Source organism: Pseudodesulfovibrio sp. 7M6 (genome assembly GCF_050058625.1).
Lineage (GTDB): Bacteria > Desulfobacterota > Desulfovibrionia > Desulfovibrionales > Desulfovibrionaceae > Pseudodesulfovibrio > Pseudodesulfovibrio salinus.
In genome coordinates this window covers 502,777-524,643 of the sequence record NZ_CP188816.1, presented here as the reverse complement: position 1 = coordinate 524,643, position 21,867 = coordinate 502,777, and the positions used below count along the sequence as shown (strand labels likewise).

Below are 21,867 nucleotides of genomic sequence, written 5' to 3'. Positions count from 1 at the left end.
CAGCCAGTTATCCCTCGGCCAACAGACGGCTGATGCTGCCGATGAGATCGCGTTTGAGTATGGGCTTCATGATGAAATCGCCGATGCCGATGTCGCGCAGGCGGTCGTAGGAAATAGCATCGGAAAAACCGGTGCACAGGATGATGCGCATGTTGGGGCGGATGTGCAGGATTTCCCGCGCCAGTTCCAGGCCGGTCATGTTGGGCATGGTCTGGTCCGTTATGACCAGATCGAAATCCGCAGCCCGATGGCGGAAGGCCTCCAGAGCCTCCACGCTGGAGGTGCGCGTCACCACCTCGAAGCCACAGGATTCGAGCATGTCCCGGCCGATGTCCACCAGCGGTTTTTCGTCGTCCACAAAGAGGATGCGCCCTTCCCGGAACACGAGATCCGCGGCGGCGTCCGCTGTCGGGCGTCCGGCATCCGAGCTTTTCGGCAGGAAGACATGAAAGGCCGCGCCCTCGCCCGGCCGGTTGTCCAGTTCCACATATCCGTCATGACGCTTGACGATGCCGTGGACCATAGCCAACCCCATGCCCGTGCCCTCGCCCTGCCGCTTGGTGGTAAAGAAGGGGTCGAAAACCCGCTCCACCACCTCCGGGGCAATACCCGCGCCGGTATCGGCCACTGTGAGGCGGACAAACCGCTTCGGACGGCCCAGCTCCGGCGGCGGCGTAAAAGGATCGCCCTCGGCCACGTCGGCCAGAGTCACGGTCAGCGTGCCGCCAGTTTCGGCCATGGCGTAGGACGCGTTGCCGCACAGATTGAGCAGAATCTGATGCATCTGGGTGGGATCGGCCAGCACGGAGTCCTGATCGGTCTCGATGCGGGTAATCAGCTCCACGTTGGCGGGCATACTGGAACGCAGCAGCTTGAGCGCTTCCTTTATCAGCGGGGTGAGTGTCATGGTATGCCGCTCCTGCGGCCCCTGGCGTGAAAAATTGAGGATCTGGTTGACCAAATCCCTGGCCCGCTTGCCCGCAAGGGAAATTTCGGTGATCCGCCGATCCAGGCCGGACCCCGATTCGGCCGAGTTCTGAATGATCTCGGCATAGCCCATGATGACCCCGAGGATGTTGTTGAAATCATGCGCAATGCCGCCGGCCAGGGTGCCGAGCGCCTCCATCTTCTGCGACTGCCGCAACTGCTCCTCCAGCCGCTTGAGTTCGGTGACATCGAAGAGATAGCCGCGCACTTCAATCAGCTCGTTGTCGGCATCGACCACGGCGTCAAAGTTGGTGATGAGGTGTCGCTTCACTGGACCGCGCGAAAAGATCACCTCGAGATTGGTCAGCCGCTTGTGGCGCCGGACTAGGCCAAGCAACGGTTCGGGCGCGCCCATGTCCTCCCACAGCTCGAAGACATCCGCACCGTCCGCGTCTCCGGGTGACGCGAACCCGAACAGCCGGGCAAAGGCCGCGTTGCAGTCCAGAATCCGCCCATCGCCGTCCGCCGCGAAGTTGCCGGAAATATCCTTTTCGAACAGCAGCCGGTAGCGCTCCTCACTGGCCTGCAACTCGTGCAGCACGCCTGCCCGCTTGGCTATGTCGAGCCGCAGCCTTCTATTGGCCTCGTTGAGCTCGGCAGTGCGCGCCTCAACCTTGCTGACCAGGGTCTCGTTGAGTTCCCGCAGCCGGTTTTCGGTGTCCCACTTGGCAACCAGGGAAGTGGCAATCTGTCGCAACTCAGCGGAACGAAAGGGCTTTTGCAGATAGAGGAGCTTGTCCGCCGGACGGATGCGCCGGTTGATGTCCCGAAGCGGGACCCCGGCGCGGGAGGAAAGAAGCACCAGTTCCATGGCGGGATCTGCGGAATGCAGGGCCTCGGCCGCGTCCAGCCCGGCCATGTCGCCCTGCCCGTCCTCCAGATGTATTTCGATGAAGGCCACGGCAAAGGGGCAACCCACGGCCTGCGCATTGCGGACCGCCTCCATGGCGGCCTGACCGCTGGTAACGGCGGAAACCTCGAAAACCGGCCGCTCCGGCTCGATTTCATCCGAAAAACATTGGGGCGCGTCGTCACGAATAAACGCTTCCAGGTCCGAGGCATCCTCGCACTCATAGCAGAGCACATCCCGGTACAGGGTTAGCATGTCCTCGGCGTGGTCCACCGCCAGGACGCGATAGGGTCGGATTTCTTCTGCCAAACGAGCGCTCCCGGTTCGTCCCCGCCACCATTGCCGGAACCGATACCTGCCGCCAACATATTGAACTCTGTCGGAAAAGGGAAGCTTGGCACCGGACTTCGGAGCGTCGGGCAGGTCGGCAACGGAGGTTTGTCCGGACTTCATGCCGGAACAGGAGGTCCGGTCGCTTTTCATGATGCGCCCCCCGCCACGGTGAAGGCGAGTGGCATCCGGTGTACGCACGTCCGGCAGACTGGCAAGAGTGTGCCGCAATGTCGGCCCGGGTACGATGAGTGCTGTTTTACTCGATTGATACGGGGCTGATCCATGGATGGTCTAAAGACCGACCATGCCGAAGCGCCCCTTAAGGGCCGCATCCGAGGCTGAAAGTACAGCCTCGGATGCGGAAGTGTATGGTGTCCCCTGTGCCCTGGCGTCCGGCAATGTGCCGGGCTTCTCCGGAAGGCGGACCTGCGGATGCGGGAGGTGCCGCAGGCCCACCGGGGGGAATTCTGCCCCGCTCCGGGGAATGGATTGCGGGGCAGCGGGTTCGGGGTGGAACCGCTTATTCTGGTTGCATCCATCAGAGTTCCGGCCTTGCACTCGGCAAACCGGGCAATCGTAAGGATGCATTTCAAATGGACCTCGGCCTTCGCTTGGAGACAGGTCCGAAATTTTATCAACGGGAGGGGGAACCTATTCTGTATGCGCCTGATGACGAAGGTTCGCATTGCGAACGCAAAGGTGGCGGCGATACTATACAATACATGGCTCCTTTCCCCTGCCGAAGCCAGGCTTGAATCCCGCCTTTCACTCCCCTGGAAAGACGGAACCGGGACTGGCAGGCTGCTTTCCCCCAAGTCCCGGTTCTGCTGCTCCGGCTGCTTCCGTTTAACGGAAGAAAATTGACCTAGATTGCCATATGGTGCTTGAGGACGGTGAACACGATGTTCACCAGACCGGCAAGCAGGAAAACGGAACCGGCGATCAGCCCATATTGCAAGGCAACTCCGCCGTTTTCGTTTCGGACTAGGTCCATCGGTTCGGTCATAAGCTGCTCCTTGAAAAACGATTTCGCCTTAAACTCGTGGTTTGAACGATTTCCGCTTTAGCCATGAGCCGAAGTAAGCAACCGATGTGCCACATGTGTGACCATATGGCTTTTTGTGTTGTATTTTACTGTAATAATTAATGAAAAAAATTTCCATGCGACGACTGCCAATACTTTCCAGCCCAAAGGAGCGGATAAAATACATTTTTTGTGGATACTCACTTCGACCCAAGAGAGAATTATAGCCGCAATATTAGTTGCTATTTCAACGTACTACGATGTTAATCCACAAATAATAGACACGGATAAACCCATAGCTCGTATTGCAATCCACACATTCAACAGCCGTAGCTGGAACGCGCTTTGTTGCGCAGCATAATATATTTTAGCGTGTTACAAGACAGGATGACGCTTGCAGACCAAGCAAATGCCCACGGTATTTACAGGAAGGCGATCGGGGATGGCAGGTTTCCGAAAGAAAGGAGAACGGCTGAAGCTACTTGAAAGAAGCGGGATCAATGCCGTGCTTCTGCAGCTTGTTCCAGAGATTCTTTGCAGAGATGCCAAGGGTTTCGGCCGCCTGAGTCTGGATGCCGCCCGCCTCGCGCAGGGCATTGGCGATCAGGGTGCGCTCATAGTCGCGCAGGGCTTCCCGCAGGGGCAGTCCGGCACCGGGCAGAGCCAGAGCATCGCTGGCCGATCTCGATTGGCGCTTGGAAAAAGCCTGGTCCACGTCCGCTTCCGTAATGACCGGGCCGGAGCAGAAGATAGCGGCGCGCTCCACCGCATTGGCAAGCTGGCGCACGTTGCCCGGCCAGTCATAATCAAAGAGAAGCTGCATGGCCCCGGCCGAAAGTGAATGAATGTCCGTGCCCATGCGGCGATTGGCCCGGTCCAGGAAAAAGGCCGCCAGCTCCGGCAGGTCCCCCTTCCGCTCACGAAGCGGAGGCAAGACAAGGGTGGCCACGTTGAGCCGGTAATACAGGTCCCTGCGGAACGCGCCTTCGTTCACCCGCGCCTCCAGTTCCTGATTGGTGGCGGCAATGATGCGCACATCATAGGAGACCAGCCGACTGCCACCCAGGCGCTCGGCCTGTTTCTGCTCCACGGCACGTAGCAGCTTGGGCTGTAGATTCAGCGACATGTCGCCAATCTCGTCCAGAAGGATGGAACCGCCCTCAGCCTGCTCGAACTTGCCTTGCCGGGCGGTGGCGGCTCCGGTAAAGGCTCCCTTTTCGTGACCGAACAATTCGCTTTCAATGAGGTTTTCCGGGATGGCCGCGCAGTTCACCTTGATGAACGGGCCCGAAGATCTGCCGCTCATGGCATGAATGGTATCCGAGACAAGCTCCTTGCCGGTTCCCGTCTCGCCCATGATAAGCACGTCCGCGTTCAGCTCCGCCACGCGCGTGATGCGCTTCTTGAGATCGACCATAACCCGCGACTGGCCGATGATGTTACGCAGCGGTCCCGCACCGCCCCGCCGCCTGAGTTCGGCCAGTTCGGCCTGCAACCGACGCTTTTCCAGAGCGCGGCGAACCACCACTTCCATCTCGCTTAAGGAAAACGGCTTGGTAAAATAGTCGTAGGCCCCTTTTTGCATGGCGATGACACCGGAATCCTTGGAGGCATATCCGGTCATAACGATGACATCCACGCCCGGCGCGGCTTCGGCCAGATGCGGCAAGGCCTCAAGCCCGGACATTCCCGGCAGCTTGATGTCATGCAGAATCAGGTCGAACTCCCCGGAAGCCGCCATGCGAATGCCTTCTTCGGCCGATGACGCGGCCTCCACGCCGTATCCCTTGTCCGTGAGCGCCTCGACAAGCATCCCTTGAAAAGCGCGATCATCATCCACCACCAAGACCCGTTCCGCCATGGGCGTCTCCTTGCAATTCTTTCTTTGTGGTGACCCTACATGGATTGCGGCAAAGACTCCATTCAAAATAGATAGTAAATTTCTATTCAACTTATCCGTTTACATTTGAATTTCTGATTTATTGCAAATTAGTTCTTTTATTACAGAGAAATAATTTTTAGCTGTCCCATTTCAATCGATGACGCAACTGTTGTTATTTTTATCACTGCTATAATCATAGGTAGGCTGTAGCAAAGAGGGTAGGTACTAAGGAGCATTGATGCGAAGAGTCGGCGAAATACCGTTTAGAAAAGTCCCAACACCTTAAACAGTGCCGTTTTATAATTTTCTTTATATTGCTTAATTCCGTATTTTCGGCTCCACATAATTACTATTCATTTGACAACATGGTGCGGCAAGGCCGCATATCCCCCCTCACAAAGGCTCCCATATGGGAGCCTTTGTCCTTCAAACACTCGTTTTTCCCTTAAGAATATTTGCTTTTATCTCCTTGCTGGGCTAAAGAAATCGGCAAGGTGGTATTTACTTCAGGCGCAGGGGAAGCGTCGGCAAAGGCTAATGATACGGAGTGAGTAGAGTGAGCGATTTCCCACAAATTCTTGGGGTGTACTCTCTGCAGATCGCTGCGGACATAGGTACCGGAGGCACCCAGTCAGTCCACGAGAACGTCACCTACTGGTATGCCCGTCAGCTTGGCGAAAACCAGTTTGAAGTACAGCCCCTCAATGCGCAGCATGTGCCTTCGGGAGTCCGCTCCGAACTCAAGGCCATGGACTTCCTCAAGCAATACACTCCGGAACCGAGCTACTACCGAATCCACACCGTCCCGGCACTAAAGAGCTTGGCACGCAAAGTGGAGATGGGCACCCAAGCCTTCAAGGAAGGAAAACTGGACGAGGCGGAAAACCAGTTCATCAAGGCCCTGATGATCGATGAAAAGAGCATCGACGCCAATTATGGGCTGGGTGAAGTTTACTCGGAGAAAAAGGATTTCGAAAAGCTGCGCAACGTGCTGGAAACCCTGCTCGGGCTCACCGAGGCATTTACCTACGAGCACCGGCAGCGGTTCAACCAGTTCGGCATCAGCCTTCGGAAAAACGGCCACTACGACGAATCCATCCGCTACTATGAAAAATCCCTGGAGATAGTGGACGAGGATGAAAACGTCTATTTCAACCTGGCCCGCGTCTATTTTGAAAAGGGTATGAGCGATCGCTGCATCTCCAATCTACAGCAGGCGTTGAGCATCAACCCGGAATTTATCGAGGCACAGAAGTTCCTCAAATACTGCCGGCGCCAGACGGCCTGATCCGCCATAAAAGACATACCTTCACCATTTCAGCTGCCGGTCATCACGACCGGCAGTTTTTTTCGTCATTTTCGCCCCCCTCTTGCCAACCCGGATTTGATTGTTACTATATATGATCATACGAAAGATCGAAATGAAACAGGCCAGACAAAAGGGCCTGTTGGTTCCCGACCAAGGAGGGAATTATGACCAACCGTGAAAGCAATGAACAAATCCTATCCTGCACTGAAGATGCCTGCGTATTGCAGGCCCCGGACAACACGGGGAGCCAGGACGAGCGTGACCAGGACAGTGGTGAAAATCGCTAGAACAACCGAATAGAGTGAAAGAGGAAGCCCCCGCCGATTCGGCGGGGGCTTCCTTTATACATCGGAACAGACGGACAGATTCCTGGCAGCAATGTCCGAAGACTACAAGGCGGGACTACAGCCAATCGACCTCGGCACTGGGGCGGGGCGGGACCGCGCTCCATTTCCGGGCCGGATATCCCAACAGCAACGCGCCGTGAGTCTGAAAACCGGAACCGATTCCAAGAACCTCCCGCACCGCTGGAGAATACGTCGCCGCAAGATAGACATAGCCTGCCCAGCAGGCGCCCAACCCGGCACCATGGGCGGCAAGTTCCAGCCAGGAGGCAGCAATGACCGCATCGGCCGCCGGGGTAATGCCCCGTTCGGGCGCGACGACCACAGCCAACGCCGGAGCATTGCGGCAGATCAGGTCCACGCCCTCATTCCACCGCCGGACAACCCCGGCAAGGTGCAGCCGGTTCGCTATTTCGCTGCCTGATTCCACAGCTTCCCGCATCCACTCGGCTGTTGCCACAGCCACGCTTTGCACCTTTTCCGCCCCACGGGCCACAGACCAACGCACGGGCCGGGCGTTGTGCCCGGACGGCGCATACTCGGTCAAATCCAGAAGCCGGGCGAGCAGATCCCGATCCACTGGCTCGGCCCGAAAGGCCCGGACAGAGCGGCGGCTCTTGAGAAACCGCTCCACCTGCCGCGCCGTCACCGGCTCGCCGATTTCGCCAAGCGGAACGGCCGGAGCGTCAAATCGGCCCAGCTGAAAGGCTCCTGTGGGGCAAATGGCCATACAATGGCCGCAATCAAGACAGTAGCCAGCCTTTTTCTCGTTGAGCACCGGCATTCCATCCCCGGAAATGTCGATGCAACCCACCGGGCAATCCGCCGCGCACAACCCGTCGTGGACGCACCGTTCTCCATCTATCGTAAACAAGGACATGGTTTCTCCCCCATCAGGCCAAAGCGGGTCGCCCCGGAATTGTCATTCCACGTGCGAGCGATGCGTTGACCGGCCTGACGATTTACCGTATTTCCTAAATCCACCGGAGCGAGCGACACCTGCCGCCGCTGCGGAGGGAACCCTATCAGCAAGGAACATCCATGAGCAACAAAGCCGAAGCCCCGGAAAAAGGCAAGGATTTCATCCGCACGATTATCGAGAAAGACATTGAAGCCGGTACCTACGGGGGCCGGGTCCATACCCGCTTTCCACCCGAGCCGAACGGGTATCTGCATATCGGCCACGCCAAATCCATCTGCCTGAATTTCGGCGTTGCCCGCGACTATCAGGGCAAGTGCAACCTTCGTTTTGACGACACCAACCCGGTGAAGGAAGACACGGAGTATGTGGACTCCATTCGCGAGGACGTGCACTGGCTCGGATTCGACTGGGACGCCAACTTTTATGCGTCCGACTATTTTGAAAAACTCTATTTCATCGCCGAGCTGTTCATCAAGATGGGCAAGGCCTACGTGGACCACCAGTCCGCCGAACAGATTCGGGAAAACCGGGGCACCCTCAAGGAGCCCGGCACCAACTCGCCCTACCGCGACCGTTCCGTTGAGGAAAACCTCTCCCTGTTCCGGGCCATGCGCGCTGGCGAGATGAAGGACGGCGAATGCGTGCTGCGCGCCAAGATCGACATGACCTCGCCCAACGTGGTCCTGCGCGATCCCGCCCTGTACCGCATCAAGCACGCCGACCACCATCGCACCGGCTCCGCATGGTGCATCTATCCCATGTACGATTTCACCCACGGCCTGTCCGACGCCATCGAGGGCGTGACCCACTCCGTGTGCACCCTGGAATTCGAGAACAACCGGCCGCTCTACGACTGGGGCGTGGATACGCTGATGGAAGGGCTGCATATGCCCGAACTCTTCGGCGAGAACGCGGACATATATAATGAATTGGCCACCCTCCCCGGTTTCAACCAGCGGCCCCGCCAGTACGAGTTCGCCCGGTTGAACATCACCGGCACCGTGCTCTCCAAGCGCAAGCTCATCCAGCTGGTGCAGGAAGGCCACGTCTCGGGCTGGGACGACCCGCGTATGCCCACCATCTGCGGTTTCCGCCGCCGGGGCTACACACCGGAGTCCCTGCGCGACTTCTGCGACCGCATCGGCATTGCCAAAGCGGATTCCACCGTCGAGTTCGCCCTGCTGGAGCACTGCCTGCGCCAGGACCTGAACGAGCGCGCCCCCCGCTATCTGGGCGTCATGGACCCGGTCAAGCTGGTCATCGAGAACTATCCCGAGGATCAGGTGGACGAGTTCGACATGCCGCTCCACCCGGAGGACGAATCCTACGGCCACCGCGTGGTGCCCTTCTCCCGCGAGTTGTGGATCGAGCGTGCCGACTTCATGGTTGATCCGCCCAAAAAATTCTTCCGCCTCGGCCCCGGCCGCGAGGTGCGTCTGCGCTTTGCCTACTACATCACCTGCACTGGCTACGAGACGGACGCCGAAGGCAACATCACCCTCATCCGCGCCACCTACGACCCGGAAACCAAGGGCGGCTGGTCCAAGGACGGCCGCAAGGTCAAGGGCACCCTGCACTGGGTATCGGTGAAGCACGCCGCCAAGGCCGAGGTGCGCAACTACGGCAACCTCTTCACCGTGGACAATCCGAACAGCGCGGAAGAAGGCAAGACCTTCATCGACTACCTCAACCCCGATTCCCTGGAAGTGCTGGACACCTGCTGGGTGGAGCCCGCCCTGGCCGAGATGCAGCCGGGCACCAACTTCCAGTTCGAGCGCACCGGCTACTACTGCGCGGACAGCCGCGACCACAAGCCGGGCGAGAAGCTGGTCTTCAACCGCACCGCCACTCTGCGCGACACCTGGGCGAAGATTCAGAAAAACGGCTGAGCCGTTTCTGCCAAGCGACCAAAAAGAGCCGCTTAAAGCCAAGACGTTTTCCATAAATGTTGAAAAAATAGCCCAGAACGACGTTCTGGGCTATTTTGTTTGAATCGTTTGATTTTACTAACGATTAACAAGGATGCTGCCCGGGGAGATGCCGACGCGACGTTACGCGGCTACTCGTCAAACATCCTCTGGGCGCACGCTTGGCTTTCGGAAGCCAATTCCCGTATCTCGGCGTATGCTTTTTCAAAATCTATGGTTTTTGCGTCGCCGGACAGGAATTGCAGAACCGCTGCATATGCGGCAGGCAAAAAGGCGCTTTGTGGTGGGATTCTGGCGGGTTTGCCGTTTTCCTTGGCAACATCGATCATCGCCTTCCGCTCGTTTATTGCCATTTCAAGCGCGAGTTGCCGAAGTTGCCGCCTGTTCTGCGCATCGTTATTCATTTTGGCGATAACAAGCGTGGGAAGTGCGCCGATCAGTGCGCCGATTACAACGAACCATCCACTTTCCATAGCGTCTCTCCTTGTTTGTGGGGGGAGGATAGCATAGAGACGCCTGTAAATAAATCTTGTTATCAGCAGTGGTTGGACGGCGCCACACATCGAAAATGAAGTGGAACCGGCAACCTGAGAAAATATTTTACCCATAAGAAGAACCCCCTGTTCGCCAAAGCAAATAGGGGGTTACGATTGATTTCAGGCGTTTTCGTCAACATATATGGAAAACGTCTTGGCCTAAAGCGGTCCTTTTTTTATGCCCCAAGCAGCCGATCAGGAATCCTGGGCCAGGACCAGCGAGACAGACCAGACAGCCGTCCACCATTTCATCGACTGCTTGCCGCTTCCCTGGAGCTCCCGCAAAGGCCACAAAAAAGACCGCACGTGGCGGCCTTTCCATTACTTCGGATGGGAAAGAACTATTCCTTGAGCGCTTCCAGACCGGCCGCCGTCATGGAAGGCATGAATTCCGTTATTGTGTAACATGCCAGACCGTTGCGTTTGAACGGGTCCTTGTCCAGCACCGACCGCAGCGCACTCAGCGAACGGCAGTTGGCCAGGATGACACCGCCGGTGCGGGGCTCCTTGCGGCCGGAAGCGACAAAGATGCCCTTCTCATATTGTTCTTTCAGATAAGCCACGTGCGCCTCAAGGTGCGCATCCACGGTCGACAGGGGAACGACGTAAGCGAGATCAACGATAAACATCAGGTTTCCTTTGGATATGATCGCATCACATCCGTTTTACACACAACGAATTCAGCTCGCTTACGGTAGGCCTGTTTGGTTGTCAAATGAAACATGCCTTTATTTCAGGGCACTGGAGCCATGTGAACAGCAGACAAGACAGGCGTGCTATTCCGTGTCTTGCTGCGCATCAACGCGCTGGCCGAAAATCCGGGTGACCAGCAGACCGGCCCCGGCGCACAGGACCGAGGCAAGAAACGCGCTGGCATACCCCAGCCCGGTGGCCAGCGCGCCGACCAAAGGCGCACTCACGGCATAGGCCACATCCTGAAATGCCGCGAAACCGCCCACCGCCGTACCCCGCATATGCGGCGGGACCAGCCGCACCACTTCCACACCTAGGGCCGGGAAGATCAGGGAACACCCAGCACCGGCAAGAGCCGCACCGGCCCAGGCCGCCGAGGGATTCCAGGCCAGCCAGAGCAGGAAGAGCCCGGCCGTCTCAAGAACAAAGGAAGCAAGAGCCACCCGGATGCCGCCGAAGGTATCGGGCCACTTGCCGCCGACAACCCGCATCAGGACAAACGCCCCGCCGAAAAAGGTCAGTATCAGCCCGGCATGGCCCCATCCCTTGTCCGCAAAGTAAAGGGCCGAAAACGTACCGATCACCGCAAACCCTACGCCTTGCAGCGCCAGGGCAACCCCCGGCATCCAGATCTGTCCCAGCACCCGGCGCATGGAAGGCCGTACGCCGGGCACCGGAGCCGTGGGCCGCACCGTGGCAATCAGGGGAATCGCAATCAGCGGCAAAAACAGGGTGGAACAACCGAGAGCGGCGAATCCCCACTGCTCGTAGAGCAATATACCGAGAGGCGCGCCCGCAGCCAAAGCCCCGAACATGGCCATGCCGTTCCAGGACATGACCAGCCCGGAACGCGCTGGGCCGAGAAGCCCGAATCCCCAGGTGAGGACGCCAGTCAGCATCCGGCTCTCCCCCAAACCCAGGAGCAAACGCCCGATCAGGAGCAACCCGTACAGACCGGTCCTGGCAGCAGGACAGCGGCGAGATAGAGCACTCCGGCCAATCCGCAGGTGCTCATTCCCACCAGAGTCGTGCGCTTGGCTCCGCGGGTATCGGCCGCGCGCCCGGCATAGCCCCGGGTCGAGACGGTGGCCAGGGACTGGAGGCCGACGGCCAATCCCACCAGGACATTCCCAAGCCCCAATTGCTGGTGAACGTAAAGCGAGATGACAGGTAACGGCAGGCCGATGGTAAGAAAACAGATGAAAATGGCGGTGGGCAGCCGCCAGAAACAACGCTCGTCCGCAGAGCAGCCGCTTGTAATCATGGACATTATGAATCTCCCTTAAAAAAACAAAAAACGCCCAACCGGAGCGAGCCACTACGGCTCCCGGGTGGGCGTTGGTTGACGGTAACGCTTACGGCCTATCCAAGTCGGACAGGCGGTATTTGTCTAGGCAGCATATCCCGGGATGTCAACCACAGAGGCGCATTGCTGCCCAACGGCAAAAAAAAATGAAAATTGCGCTTGACTTTGATTGTTCGATCAATCTACAAGAGGGGCGTCGACTGATTGTCCAATCAATCGATCGACACGAAGGGAACCGAGAATGACAAAAAAAGAAGCGATACTCATGGCAGCCCAACAGGCCTTCGGGCAATTGGGATTCACCGCAGCCACTGTCAAAGACGTGGCAGGGCGGGCTCAGGTATCCTTCGGTCTGGTCTCCCATTATTTCGGGAGCAAACAGGATCTTTATCTGGCCGCCGCATTCGACATGGCGGACAGACTGGTGGGAAAGCTCAGCAAAGCCACGGAAGGCGACGGCTCCGGCCTGGACAAGGTTCTCCGCTACATGGCCGCCTACTTCGACTTTACCGAGGAACACCGCAACCGCTTTCCCATCTTGCTCAGATGTTCCCCCTTCAGCCATCTGGAGCCGGGCGTGGACGCCCAGCGGGTGGCAGAAAAATTTGGCGTCTTCATCGATATCCTGAAGCGCTGTGTAGCATCCGGCATTGCCGACGGAACCATACGGGATTTGCCCATGGAAACCACTGCACTGATCATTTACGGCAACATCGTCGGCAGCGTGCGTACCAGCCTTCTGACCCCGTACGAAAGCACGGGAATATTCGAGGATACCATCGAGCACGTCATGCGCAGCCTGAAAAAGGATGCACTCATGGATGGTCGTTGGGCTCCCGCCCCGGGAATGTCAGATCAACCCGGCACCCGGGACCATTAGGAAGACGAGAACAAGGAGTTGATATCGTAACAGCGCCAATTGACACATGTTCGGAGTCTGAGATGAACGGGTGACGCCGTATCGCCTCATCCCCGGGCAGGTTGCTGGAACGACTTAATATAGGCACCCATTGCCGAACCAGACACACCTCCAAACGGCAGACTAGGAATGGACCGCAACCCACACCTGACAGCCTGTTTAAATGGTTCGGAAACCCGGTTAGCCGGGTCTCTAAAAGGGAGCCGCTTCGGCGGCTCCCTTCATTTTTGCCCAATTTTCAGAGCTGTCGCACAGTGTCTCAATGCGACACATGCGACACTAATGTCGCACAAAAACTGTCGCGTGCGACATTGACTTGCTCCATTAGAATAATCAAATAGCAATAGCTATCGTTTATAACAGGTAGTAATTGCAGAATATAATAAAAATACCCCCACACTGGCATGGCGGTTGCTTAATAGCCAACAGACAGTGACCGCATAGCCATTTCATCAAGCACCCAAGGGGGGTACAACATGTTTGAAAAGAACGTCACCAAAGTTGTCCAGGACTGCATTCTCGATAGCGGCATTCAGGCAAAGGCTGTGGCCGAAAAAATCAACAAGCCTTACTCTACCCTGATGCGGGAGATCAATCCCTTCGACACTAGCGCCAAGCTGGGAGCGGAAACGCTACTTGAAATCATGAAGGTCACGGCCGATATCCGGCCCTTGAAGTTCATGGCAGATGAAATGGGCTACGAGCTGACCGGCCTCGCTTAGGCTACAAGCCTCATTTTTCCCGGGCCGACCTTAGGGTCGGCCTTTTTTTTGTGCCCATTTTCCGAAAAATTATGGCATTCGCCACGCGTTCCGGCTATCATTCCCACAATGAAAATTTTGCCCGATAAATGGGATAGCACCCAATCCGAGCTTTCGCGACCGGATCATCCACTGGTTCGCCGGGCCGGGCCTGCCCTCAAGGCGATCATTACCGTCATCGTCCTGCCCTTTGCCGGTGCCGTAATCGCCTTCAATCTCTATTCGCAAAGCAGGCAACTCGATGAACGGATCGCTTCCATTTCCCAGCTTGCGGAGACCAGCCTTGCCACGGCCGTCTGGCAGGTCGACCACGCCTCGGCCAGAGATTTCATCAATGCCCTGGTGCAAAATCCCGGCGTGGCCTTTGCCCAGGTTGTTACAGGGAAAGAGGTTCTGGCGACAGGCACCAAAAATGATTTTACGGGAAAGTCATACCCCTATTTCAAAGATAACGGCGAGTTCCTGACGGCAAGCCGGGAAATCCGCCGAAATGGCGATTGGATAGGCACCTTTCATCTCGCCATGTCCAAACGCGGTATGCATCGGCAGATATTGATCAATGCGGCAGTGGTGCTGCTGCTGAGCGGCCTGCTGATCCTGATCATCGATCAAGCTATCCTGGTCAAGGCCCGCATCTACGTTTTCAATCCCCTGGAGCGGCTGGAGCAGGCGGCAAACGCCATTGCCGAGGGTGACCTCAGTACTCCCATAGAAACGGGATTGCCCGGCGAACTTGGGCGGTTGGCGCATGTTTTGGACGAAATGCGCATCTCCCTGCGCTCCCTGATAGGCGATCTGCGCGAGGCCAACACCCGGCTGCAACACCACAGAAACGAACTGGAAAAAACAGTACGCGCGCGCACAGATGAACTTAACCGCAAGAACGACTCGCTCAGCCAGGCTATTGGCGACATCCGCCGCGCCAAGCAGGAGGCCGACGTGGCCAATACGGCGAAGAGCCAGTTCCTGGCCAGCATGAGCCATGAAATCCGCACCCCGATGAACGCCATTCTCGGCATGGCGGATATTCTCTGGGAAACGGAATTGACCGGCGAGCAAAAGCGCTATGTCCAGGTTTTCCGCACCGCAGGCGAGAACCTGCTGGCCATCCTGAACGACATCCTGGACCTCTCCCGAATCGAGGCGGGACGGCTACAGCTGGAAGAGGCGAATTTCTCCCTCCGGGAAACAGTGGGCCGTGCCATGACCATTATCGAACCCAAGGCGGAGGACAAAGGGCTACAAACCTCGCACTCCTTTGCCCCGGATGTGCCGGACCAACTCAGGGGCGATGCCAACCGCCTTTTCCAGGTACTCATCAACCTGCTGGACAATGCCGTAAAGTTCACCGCGCACGGTTCAGTGCGGTTGGAGGTGGAGATGACCCCGGGCCAGGAAAAGCCGCCCCGCATTCAATTCTCCGTATCCGACACGGGCTGCGGCATTCCGCCGGGCAAACTGGCCGACGTGTTCGAGGCCTTTACCCAGGCGGACGGTTCTCCCACGCGCGAATTCGGCGGCACGGGCCTCGGCCTGACCATCAGCCGCCAGCTGGTGGAGATGATGCAGGGCCGCATCTGGGTGGAGAGTACCCCGGGCAAGGGTTCGGTTTTCCACTTTACCGCCCGGTTCGAGACTATTGAAAAGCCGGAGACCGAACGCGGGGAGGCCGAGGCAACACCCACGGCGCCGGTTTCGGCTGATGCCCCCCTGCCCAGCATCCGCATCCTCATGGTGGAAGACTCCAAATACAATGCCTTCGTCATCCAGACCTACCTCAAGGACACCCCGTGCAAGTTGACGATTGCCGAAAACGGAAGGGATGGGTTGGCGATCTTTACCGAAGAAGGCACCGACCTTGTTCTTATGGATATCCAGATGCCGGACATGGATGGCTACGAGGCCATGCGCGCCATGCGCAATTGGGAACGGGACAGGGGGCTGCAGCCCACCCCCATTGTCGCCCTGACGGCCCATGCCCTGCCCGATGAGGCCACCCGTTGTCTGGCGGCCGGGGCCGACGTCCACCTCCCCAAACCCGTCAAGAAAAGCTCACTGTTCGACGTTATCCGGCGGATGGCTCCCTCCAAGACCTGACCTTCCGCGCCCGGTTCGCCTCCGGCTCCTCCTTCCGTTAATTTTTCACGGAATACGTTGAAGGATGGGCCGGTGTATAATATAGACGGGGAATAATGGAATCAGGAAACAGGGGAACCATGCAACACGCGCGTCTGATCTGGTGCCACGGCTCGCTCAGCCATCCTTGGGGAGAAAAAAGCACGGCCCTGGCAGCCGTTGCAAAAGCCGCAGGAATGACCATGGAAGCGCCGGACTTCAGCGACCTGGACGCTCCGGAAGCCCGCATCAAGCGGCTGCGCACCCTGCTGGCGGACTCCGAAAGTCCGGTTCTGCTGGCCGGTTCCAGCATGGGCGGCTATGTGGCTGCAGCTCAGGCCGAAACAAGCGACGTGCGCGGCCTTTTCCTTCTGGCACCCGCATTTTACATGCCCGGCTATGAAAAAAGCGAATTTCCCGGCCTGCCGAAAAATCTCACCGTGGTCCACGGATGGGAAGACGACACGGTCCCCCCGGACAACGTCATCCGATTTGCCAGGGAGCATGACGCCCGGCTCCACATCCTGCCAGACGGCCACCGACTTTCGAACAGCCTGGACGAGCTAAGCGCGCTCTTTGCCCAATTCCTGTCACGGGCCGGAGGCCAATCATGATCCGACGTCTGTTCTCCTGCCTGCTTCTTGCCGCCTGCGCGGTTCTGGCTTCGGCCCCGGCCTCGGCCGAGGGATTCCCACTGCGCGCCTATTACCCGGAAGTGACGCCCATCACCACGGATGAGCTTATCCGGATTTACGACCAGGCCCTTATTCTGGACATCCGCTCCAGATTCGAATTCGGCGTGGCCAAAATCAACAAGGCCGTGCTGCTGCCACTGACCGACGAGCATTTCGCCGCCAAGCTGGAGAGGCTTCGCGCAAAGGACAGCACCACGCCGATGGTCTTCTACTGCAACGGCCACACCTGTGCCAAAAGCTATCAGGCGGCCCAGCTTGCGCTCTCCCTCGGCTTCGGCCATGTTTATGTCTACGACGCAGGCATCTTCGACTGGATCTCCCATGCTCCGGCCCAGGCCACGCTCATGGGAGAGACCCCCGCCCGGGTGGGGCGGATCATCAGCCCGGAGGCGTTTCGGCAGCGACAGGTGGACTATGCACGGTTCAAGACCCTGGCCCAAGAACCAGACACCATCGTCATCGACATCCGCGACCCCTTCCAGCGCGCGCTTATTCCCCGTCTCAATGGGATACGGAATATCCCCCTGGACCCGCTGCTCGATCTGGTCATTTCCCGCATCTGGACGGAAAAACGGCTTCTGTTCTTTGATGCCGTCGGCAAGCAGGTGCGCTGGCTGCAATATTTCCTCGAATCCTACGGGTACTTCGAATACGCCTTTCTCAAAGGCGGTGTCCGAGCCATCGCCGATGATCCGAACAAAATCCAACCGGTCATCGAGACCAATCGTTCCATTGTCAGCAGCCAGGAAATGCTTCTGACCATCACGGCCGATTCCCGGCTGGACAATACCGACCGCAAGGTGCTCAGCTACCTGCTGGCCAACGTCAAATTCAACAACTACATCGTGGTGGAAACGGCTGCTGCGGAAAGGGATATGGGGCTGTCCCATCCCCTGTTCATGGCCGCAATAACCAAACTGGACAAGCTGGGTTACATGAAACACGCCATTACGCAGGACAACATTGTCATCCAGGTGGACCCCCGTCTGGCCTGGAAGGGTGACATGGACGGACCGGCCTGGAAGGAAAAGCTGGCCGACTTCGGCGCAGCAGCGACCAAGGGGAAAAAATAGACATGCCCCGTTCCAAACACATCCTTCTCGCCGCACTCCTGACCGTGCTGTTTGCGGCCGCACCGGCGAGGGCCATCGAAAAGGCGACCATTGTCCTGCAATGGCTGCCCCAGGCACAGTTCGCCGGGTTCTACGTTGCCAAGGACAAAGGCTTCTACCGGGATGAAGGCCTCTACCTGCACATCATGTCCGGCGGGCCGGACGTGCTGGCCAGCGAGTACCTGGAGACAGGCCGGGCCGATTTCGCCACCATGTTTCTGGCCACCGGCATCCGGCGCCGCGCCAGCCTGCCCGTGGTCAACGTCGGGCAATTCGTCCAGCACTCGGCACTCATGCTCATCACCAAGAAATCCTCGGGGATAGAAAAGATCGAGGATATGGAAGGCAAGAAGATCGGCCTATGGGCCAATGAATTCCAGATCCAGCCGCGCGCGCTGTTCAAACGAAAGAACATGCGGGTCACCGTGGTGCCGCAGTCCGATTCGCTGGATATGTTCATGCGCGGCGGTGTTCAGGTCGCCTCCGGCATGTGGTACAATGAATACCACACGCTCATGACCTACGGGCTCAAGCCCGAAGACCTGAAAACATTTTTCTTTTCGGACTATGCCCTCAACTTCCCCGAGGACGGCATCTACTGCCTGGAAAAGACCGCCAACCGCCGTCCCGAGGTCTGCCGCGCCCTGGTACGGGCCACGGCCAGAGGATGGGTGTACGCCTTCAACCATCCCGAGGAAGCCCTTCAGTCTGTCATAAAACGCATGAAGGAAGCCCGTGTGACCACCAACCCGGCCCACCAGCGCTGGATGCTCGCCCGCATGGAAGACATCATCCTCTCCGATGATGTCCCGAAACTCGGCGTGCTGCGGCAGGCGGATTATGAACGGGTGGTCAAGACCCTCAAGGAAGAGGGCGTCATCGACAGCGCACCGCTGTTTCCGGAATTCTACAGGGGGCCTGTCCGATGAAACGACTCGGCATTGCGGCCAAGCTGGCCCTGCTCATACTCTCCTGCGTCTTCGTCATCGTCCTGGCCATCGTCTCCTACAACTATGTCTATTCCCGGAATATCATCCTCAGGCAGGCGGAAGAGAACTCCCGCCTGCTGGCCCAGAAAACGACCAGCCGCATCGACGCCGTGCTCTCCAGTGTACAGAAGATGGCCAACAACATCGCCTTCTCCCTGGAGGACGCAACCCTGAGCAAGGGGGAGATCCTCGACCTGGATCGCCGCGTCCTGGCCAACAATCCCGAAATCTACGGTATGGCCATCGCCTTCGAGCCCTACGCCCTGGAAAAGGACAAGCTCTACTTTGCGCCCTACCACTACCGCTCCGCGGGCAGGATCGCCTTCACCATGCTGGGCGGTCCCCAATACCGCTATTTCTACATGGACTGGTACCAGCTGCCCAAGGAGCTGGGCCACGCCATATGGACCGAACCCTACCACGACAGCGGCGGCGGAGGCGTGCTCATGAGCACCTATGCCGTGCCGTTCTATCGCACCGTCGAGGGGCGCAAGGTCTTTGCCGGCGTGGTCACTGCCGACATCTCTCTGGACTGGCTCACCGAGATGCTGCGCAACATCCACATCTACCGGACGGGCTACGCCTTCCTGCTTTCACGCCACGGTACCTTCATCACGCATCCGGACCGGAACCTGGTCATGAACCAAACCATCTTCTCCCTGGCCAATGAGCTGAAGTCTCCGGCACTGTGGCAGATCGGCCGCAACATGCTGGATGGCAAGAGCGCCTTTGTGCAGATGGACAACACCTTCTCCGAGGACAAACGATATCTGTTCTACACCGGTCTGGAATACGGCGGGTGGTCACTGGGCATTGTCTTTCCCAAAACAGAAATGCTGGCCGATGTAACCCGGCTTTCCAACGTCATGTCCCTCATCGGACTCTTCGGCTTTGCCCTGCTGGCCATGCTGATAATATTCATAGCCAAGCGCATAACCAAGCCGCTGACACGCCTCTCCGACGCAGCCCTGGAGATAGCGGGCGGCAACCTGGACCTGGTCCTGCCGGAGACGGACTGCGACGACGAGGTCGGCCAATTGACCGACTCCTTCTGGACGATGAAGAACTCCCTCAAGAAGCACATCTCCAATCTGACCAGCACCACGGCCGCCAAGGAGCGCATCGAATCCGAGCTGCGCATTGCCCGGGACATTCAGATGGGCATTCTGCCCAAGCTCTTCCCGGCTTTCCCAGACCGCACGGAATTCGAGATATTCGCCTCCATCGAACCGGCCAAGGAAGTGGGCGGCGACCTCTATGATTTCTTCTTTGTGGACGATACCCACTTCTGCTTCCTGGTGGGCGATGTTTCGGGCAAGGGTGTCCCGGCGGCCTTCTTCATGGCCGTCACCAAGACGCTGCTCAAGGTCGTATCGGAACGGGGGATGGCTCCGGGCCAGATTCTGTCCAAGGTCAACGACGACCTGGCGGCGGAAAACGAGTCCTGCATGTTCGTCACCCTGTTCCTGGCCATTGTCGACATCGAGACCGGCGAAGTGCAGTATGCCAATGCAGGGCACAACCCGCCCATATACATGCCGTGCGGCGGCACGCCGGAGTGGATTCCGCCCCTGGGCGAGCCAGTGGCCGGTGTGATGGACGGCATGGAGTACACCACAAAGACCATGCGCATGGCTCCCGGAGACATCATCTTCATATACTCCGACGGTGTTACCGAAGCCATGAACCCCAAGCAGGAACTTTACTCCGATGAACGGCTTCTGGCGTTCGTCAGTGCCGAGAAGGAACCTTTTGCGCCCAAGCTGGTGAAGGACCTGGACGACTCCATCAAGGCCTTTACCCTCGGGGCGGAACAAAGCGACGACATCACCATGCTTGCCATGCAGTTCACCGGCAAGTGCGAAAAATAGAAAGAACAAGGAGATTACCGTGGAATTCAAAAGCACCAAGAAAGAGGCAGCACTGCTGGTGGAAGTAGCGGGCCGCATGGACGCCATCACCACCGCTGAATTCGATGCCAAGAGCAAGGATTGGCTGGCAGCGGGCGAGAAAAAGGTCGTGGTAGACCTCTCCGGCCTGGAATACATCAGTTCGGCAGGGCTGCGCTCCATTCTTGCGGCAGCCAAAAAACTGAAGGCGTCAGACGGCCAGCTCGTCTTCTGCGGTCTTACCGGCATGGTCGAAGAAGTCTTCAAGGTCTCGGGATTTGCCGCCATGTTCACGCTCTACGCAACCTGCGACGAAGCCCTGGCCGGATAATCGCATGGCCGTGCTCAGCGTCACAGCCGAGCTGTCCAGCCTGCCCAAGCTCCGAGAATACATCCTGGAGCAAGCACGGCTGGCAGACCTCCCCGAAGGCACCGATCAGAAGATAGACCTCGTCCTGGAGGAACTTCTGGTCAACATTGCCAACCATGCCTATCGGCATCAGGGCGGTCCGCTGGAAGTGGATTGCTTTCAGCGTGGCAAAAGCTTTTGCTGCCTGCTCCGGGATTGGGGCCCCCCCTTCAATCCCATGGAGGCGGGCAAGCCGGATGTGGGCCAGGACATCATGGACCGCCCCATCGGCGGTCTGGGCATTTTTCTGGCCACCACCATGCCCGACCACTGCTCCTACGAACGGCTCGGCAACGCCAACGAGCTCACTTTCTGCTTTCACCTCAAAAACTGATCCCTTTTTTCGTCCCTTCTCGGTGACAATCAATCCTCCGACATTACTCACTATTCTATTTTTGTAACGGTTATTTTGCAAAAAAAATAGTCGTTCTATTCCAATTTCCGTTGACGCAAATTAAAAAAATGGGCTACCGATCAAACTAGGCATCACCATATAAAAACATGTGGGGGGACAAACATGTTTGAAAAGAATCTGACCAAGAAGATGCAAGATGTCGTGTTGGAAGGACGCATTTCCGCCAAGGAAGTGTGCCGCGAGATCAAGAAGCCGTATTCCACGCTTCTTCGCGAACTCAACCCGTTTGACGACCATGCCAAGCTGGGTGCGGAGACCATGTTCGAGATTGTGAAGGCCACGCACAACGTGTCCGTGCTCGAATTCATGGCCCGTGAACTGGGGTACACGCTAATGCCCATGGAACCCAGCAAACAGCCGTCGGTCCGACAGACAAAGGCGACAAAACGGATTCGTCGCCAGAGCGCCACGCTCTAACCCGCTCAGGCCTCAACCCGGGGCGCTCGGGT

21 protein-coding genes are annotated in these 21,867 nt (G+C 57.9%); 13 read left to right on the top strand and 8 right to left on the bottom strand.

All coding sequences use genetic code 11. The features are described 5' to 3' along the window. Positions 1-7: 7 nt before the first annotated feature. From ACI0FG_RS02375 to ACI0FG_RS02365, 3 genes are all read right to left on the bottom strand, one after another. Positions 8-2,320, bottom strand: coding sequence for a hybrid sensor histidine kinase/response regulator (locus tag ACI0FG_RS02375; RefSeq protein ID WP_419786956.1), 2,313 nt, complete (start codon positions 2,318-2,320; stop codon positions 8-10). 715 nt (positions 2,321-3,035) lie between these two features. After that, positions 3,036-3,176 carry a hypothetical protein gene (locus tag ACI0FG_RS02370; protein ID WP_419786955.1) on the bottom strand — a complete coding sequence of 47 codons (141 nt, stop codon included), beginning with the start codon at positions 3,174-3,176 and terminating at the stop codon, positions 3,036-3,038. Between the two features lie 496 nt (positions 3,177-3,672). After that, complete coding sequence (locus tag ACI0FG_RS02365) at positions 3,673-5,055, bottom strand: sigma-54-dependent transcriptional regulator (RefSeq protein ID WP_419786954.1); 1,383 nt, start codon at positions 5,053-5,055, stop codon at positions 3,673-3,675. Positions 5,056-5,632: 577 nt separating this feature from the next. On the opposite strand from ACI0FG_RS02365, the gene ACI0FG_RS02360 reads away from it, so the two are divergent. Together ACI0FG_RS02360 and ACI0FG_RS02355 are read left to right on the top strand one after the other, a co-directional pair. Next, the gene (locus ACI0FG_RS02360; RefSeq protein ID WP_419786953.1) at positions 5,633-6,364 is read left to right on the top strand and encodes a tetratricopeptide repeat protein; all 732 of its coding nucleotides are present in this window, start codon (positions 5,633-5,635) and stop codon (positions 6,362-6,364) included. A gap of 185 nt (positions 6,365-6,549) precedes the next feature. Continuing rightward, positions 6,550-6,672 carry a hypothetical protein gene (locus tag ACI0FG_RS02355; RefSeq protein ID WP_419786952.1) on the top strand — a complete coding sequence of 41 codons (123 nt, stop codon included), beginning with the start codon at positions 6,550-6,552 and terminating at the stop codon, positions 6,670-6,672. Positions 6,673-6,787: 115 nt separating this feature from the next. On the opposite strand, the gene ACI0FG_RS02350 is transcribed toward ACI0FG_RS02355, so the two are convergent. Further along, positions 6,788-7,609: a nitroreductase family protein gene (locus ACI0FG_RS02350; RefSeq protein WP_419786951.1), complete on the bottom strand. Its 822-nt coding sequence runs from the start codon at positions 7,607-7,609 to the stop codon at positions 6,788-6,790. Positions 7,610-7,770: 161 nt separating this feature from the next. Between ACI0FG_RS02350 and ACI0FG_RS02345 the strand changes: the two genes are divergently transcribed. Continuing rightward, positions 7,771-9,540 (top strand): glutamine--tRNA ligase/YqeY domain fusion protein, encoded by a 1,770-nt coding sequence (locus ACI0FG_RS02345; RefSeq protein WP_419786950.1) that lies wholly within the window; start codon positions 7,771-7,773, stop codon positions 9,538-9,540. Between the two features lie 170 nt (positions 9,541-9,710). Here the strand turns inward: ACI0FG_RS02345 and ACI0FG_RS02340 are convergent, their stop codons facing one another. The 4 genes from ACI0FG_RS02340 to ACI0FG_RS02325 form a co-directional block, all read right to left on the bottom strand. After that, positions 9,711-10,052 carry a hypothetical protein gene (locus ACI0FG_RS02340; protein ID WP_419786949.1) on the bottom strand — a complete coding sequence of 114 codons (342 nt, stop codon included), beginning with the start codon at positions 10,050-10,052 and terminating at the stop codon, positions 9,711-9,713. Positions 10,053-10,456: 404 nt separating this feature from the next. Continuing rightward, the gene (locus ACI0FG_RS02335) at positions 10,457-10,744 is read right to left on the bottom strand and encodes a YciI family protein (RefSeq protein ID WP_419786948.1); all 288 of its coding nucleotides are present in this window, start codon (positions 10,742-10,744) and stop codon (positions 10,457-10,459) included. Positions 10,745-10,891: 147 nt separating this feature from the next. Then, a complete protein-coding gene (locus ACI0FG_RS02330; RefSeq protein WP_419786947.1) occupies positions 10,892-11,707 on the bottom strand; it encodes an MFS transporter in 816 nt (271 codons plus the stop codon). A gap of 35 nt (positions 11,708-11,742) precedes the next feature. Continuing rightward, positions 11,743-12,078, bottom strand: a complete 336-nt coding sequence (locus tag ACI0FG_RS02325) for a hypothetical protein (RefSeq protein ID WP_419786946.1) — start codon at positions 12,076-12,078, stop codon at positions 11,743-11,745. A gap of 277 nt (positions 12,079-12,355) precedes the next feature. On the opposite strand from ACI0FG_RS02325, the gene ACI0FG_RS02320 reads away from it, so the two are divergent. From ACI0FG_RS02320 to ACI0FG_RS02275, 10 genes are all read left to right on the top strand, one after another. Then, positions 12,356-12,994, top strand: a complete 639-nt coding sequence (locus tag ACI0FG_RS02320) for a TetR/AcrR family transcriptional regulator (RefSeq protein WP_419786945.1) — start codon at positions 12,356-12,358, stop codon at positions 12,992-12,994. 515 nt (positions 12,995-13,509) lie between these two features. Beyond that, a complete protein-coding gene (locus tag ACI0FG_RS02315) occupies positions 13,510-13,755 on the top strand; it encodes a phage regulatory CII family protein (RefSeq protein WP_419786944.1) in 246 nt (81 codons plus the stop codon). 108 nt (positions 13,756-13,863) lie between these two features. Then, complete coding sequence (locus ACI0FG_RS02310; protein ID WP_419786943.1) at positions 13,864-15,891, top strand: ATP-binding protein; 2,028 nt, start codon at positions 13,864-13,866, stop codon at positions 15,889-15,891. Positions 15,892-16,010: 119 nt separating this feature from the next. Then, positions 16,011-16,523: an alpha/beta fold hydrolase gene (locus tag ACI0FG_RS02305; protein ID WP_419786942.1), complete on the top strand. Its 513-nt coding sequence runs from the start codon at positions 16,011-16,013 to the stop codon at positions 16,521-16,523. Further along, positions 16,520-17,677, top strand: coding sequence for a rhodanese-like domain-containing protein (locus tag ACI0FG_RS02300; protein ID WP_419786941.1), 1,158 nt, complete (start codon positions 16,520-16,522; stop codon positions 17,675-17,677). Before ACI0FG_RS02305 ends, ACI0FG_RS02300 begins: the two co-directional genes overlap by 4 nt. A 2-nt stretch (positions 17,678-17,679) precedes the next feature. Continuing rightward, on the top strand, positions 17,680-18,645 hold the full coding sequence (locus tag ACI0FG_RS02295) for an ABC transporter substrate-binding protein (RefSeq protein WP_419786940.1): 966 nt from the start codon (positions 17,680-17,682) through the stop codon (positions 18,643-18,645). Then, complete coding sequence (locus tag ACI0FG_RS02290; RefSeq protein WP_419786939.1) at positions 18,642-20,576, top strand: SpoIIE family protein phosphatase; 1,935 nt, start codon at positions 18,642-18,644, stop codon at positions 20,574-20,576. The genes ACI0FG_RS02295 and ACI0FG_RS02290 overlap by 4 nt, the downstream gene beginning before the upstream one ends. A 19-nt stretch (positions 20,577-20,595) precedes the next feature. After that, positions 20,596-20,925, top strand: coding sequence for an STAS domain-containing protein (locus ACI0FG_RS02285; RefSeq protein ID WP_419786938.1), 330 nt, complete (start codon positions 20,596-20,598; stop codon positions 20,923-20,925). 4 nt (positions 20,926-20,929) lie between these two features. Next, positions 20,930-21,337 (top strand): ATP-binding protein, encoded by a 408-nt coding sequence (locus tag ACI0FG_RS02280; RefSeq protein ID WP_419786937.1) that lies wholly within the window; start codon positions 20,930-20,932, stop codon positions 21,335-21,337. 183 nt (positions 21,338-21,520) lie between these two features. Continuing rightward, positions 21,521-21,835 (top strand): phage regulatory CII family protein, encoded by a 315-nt coding sequence (locus ACI0FG_RS02275; RefSeq protein WP_419786936.1) that lies wholly within the window; start codon positions 21,521-21,523, stop codon positions 21,833-21,835. Positions 21,836-21,867 lie beyond the last annotated feature (32 nt).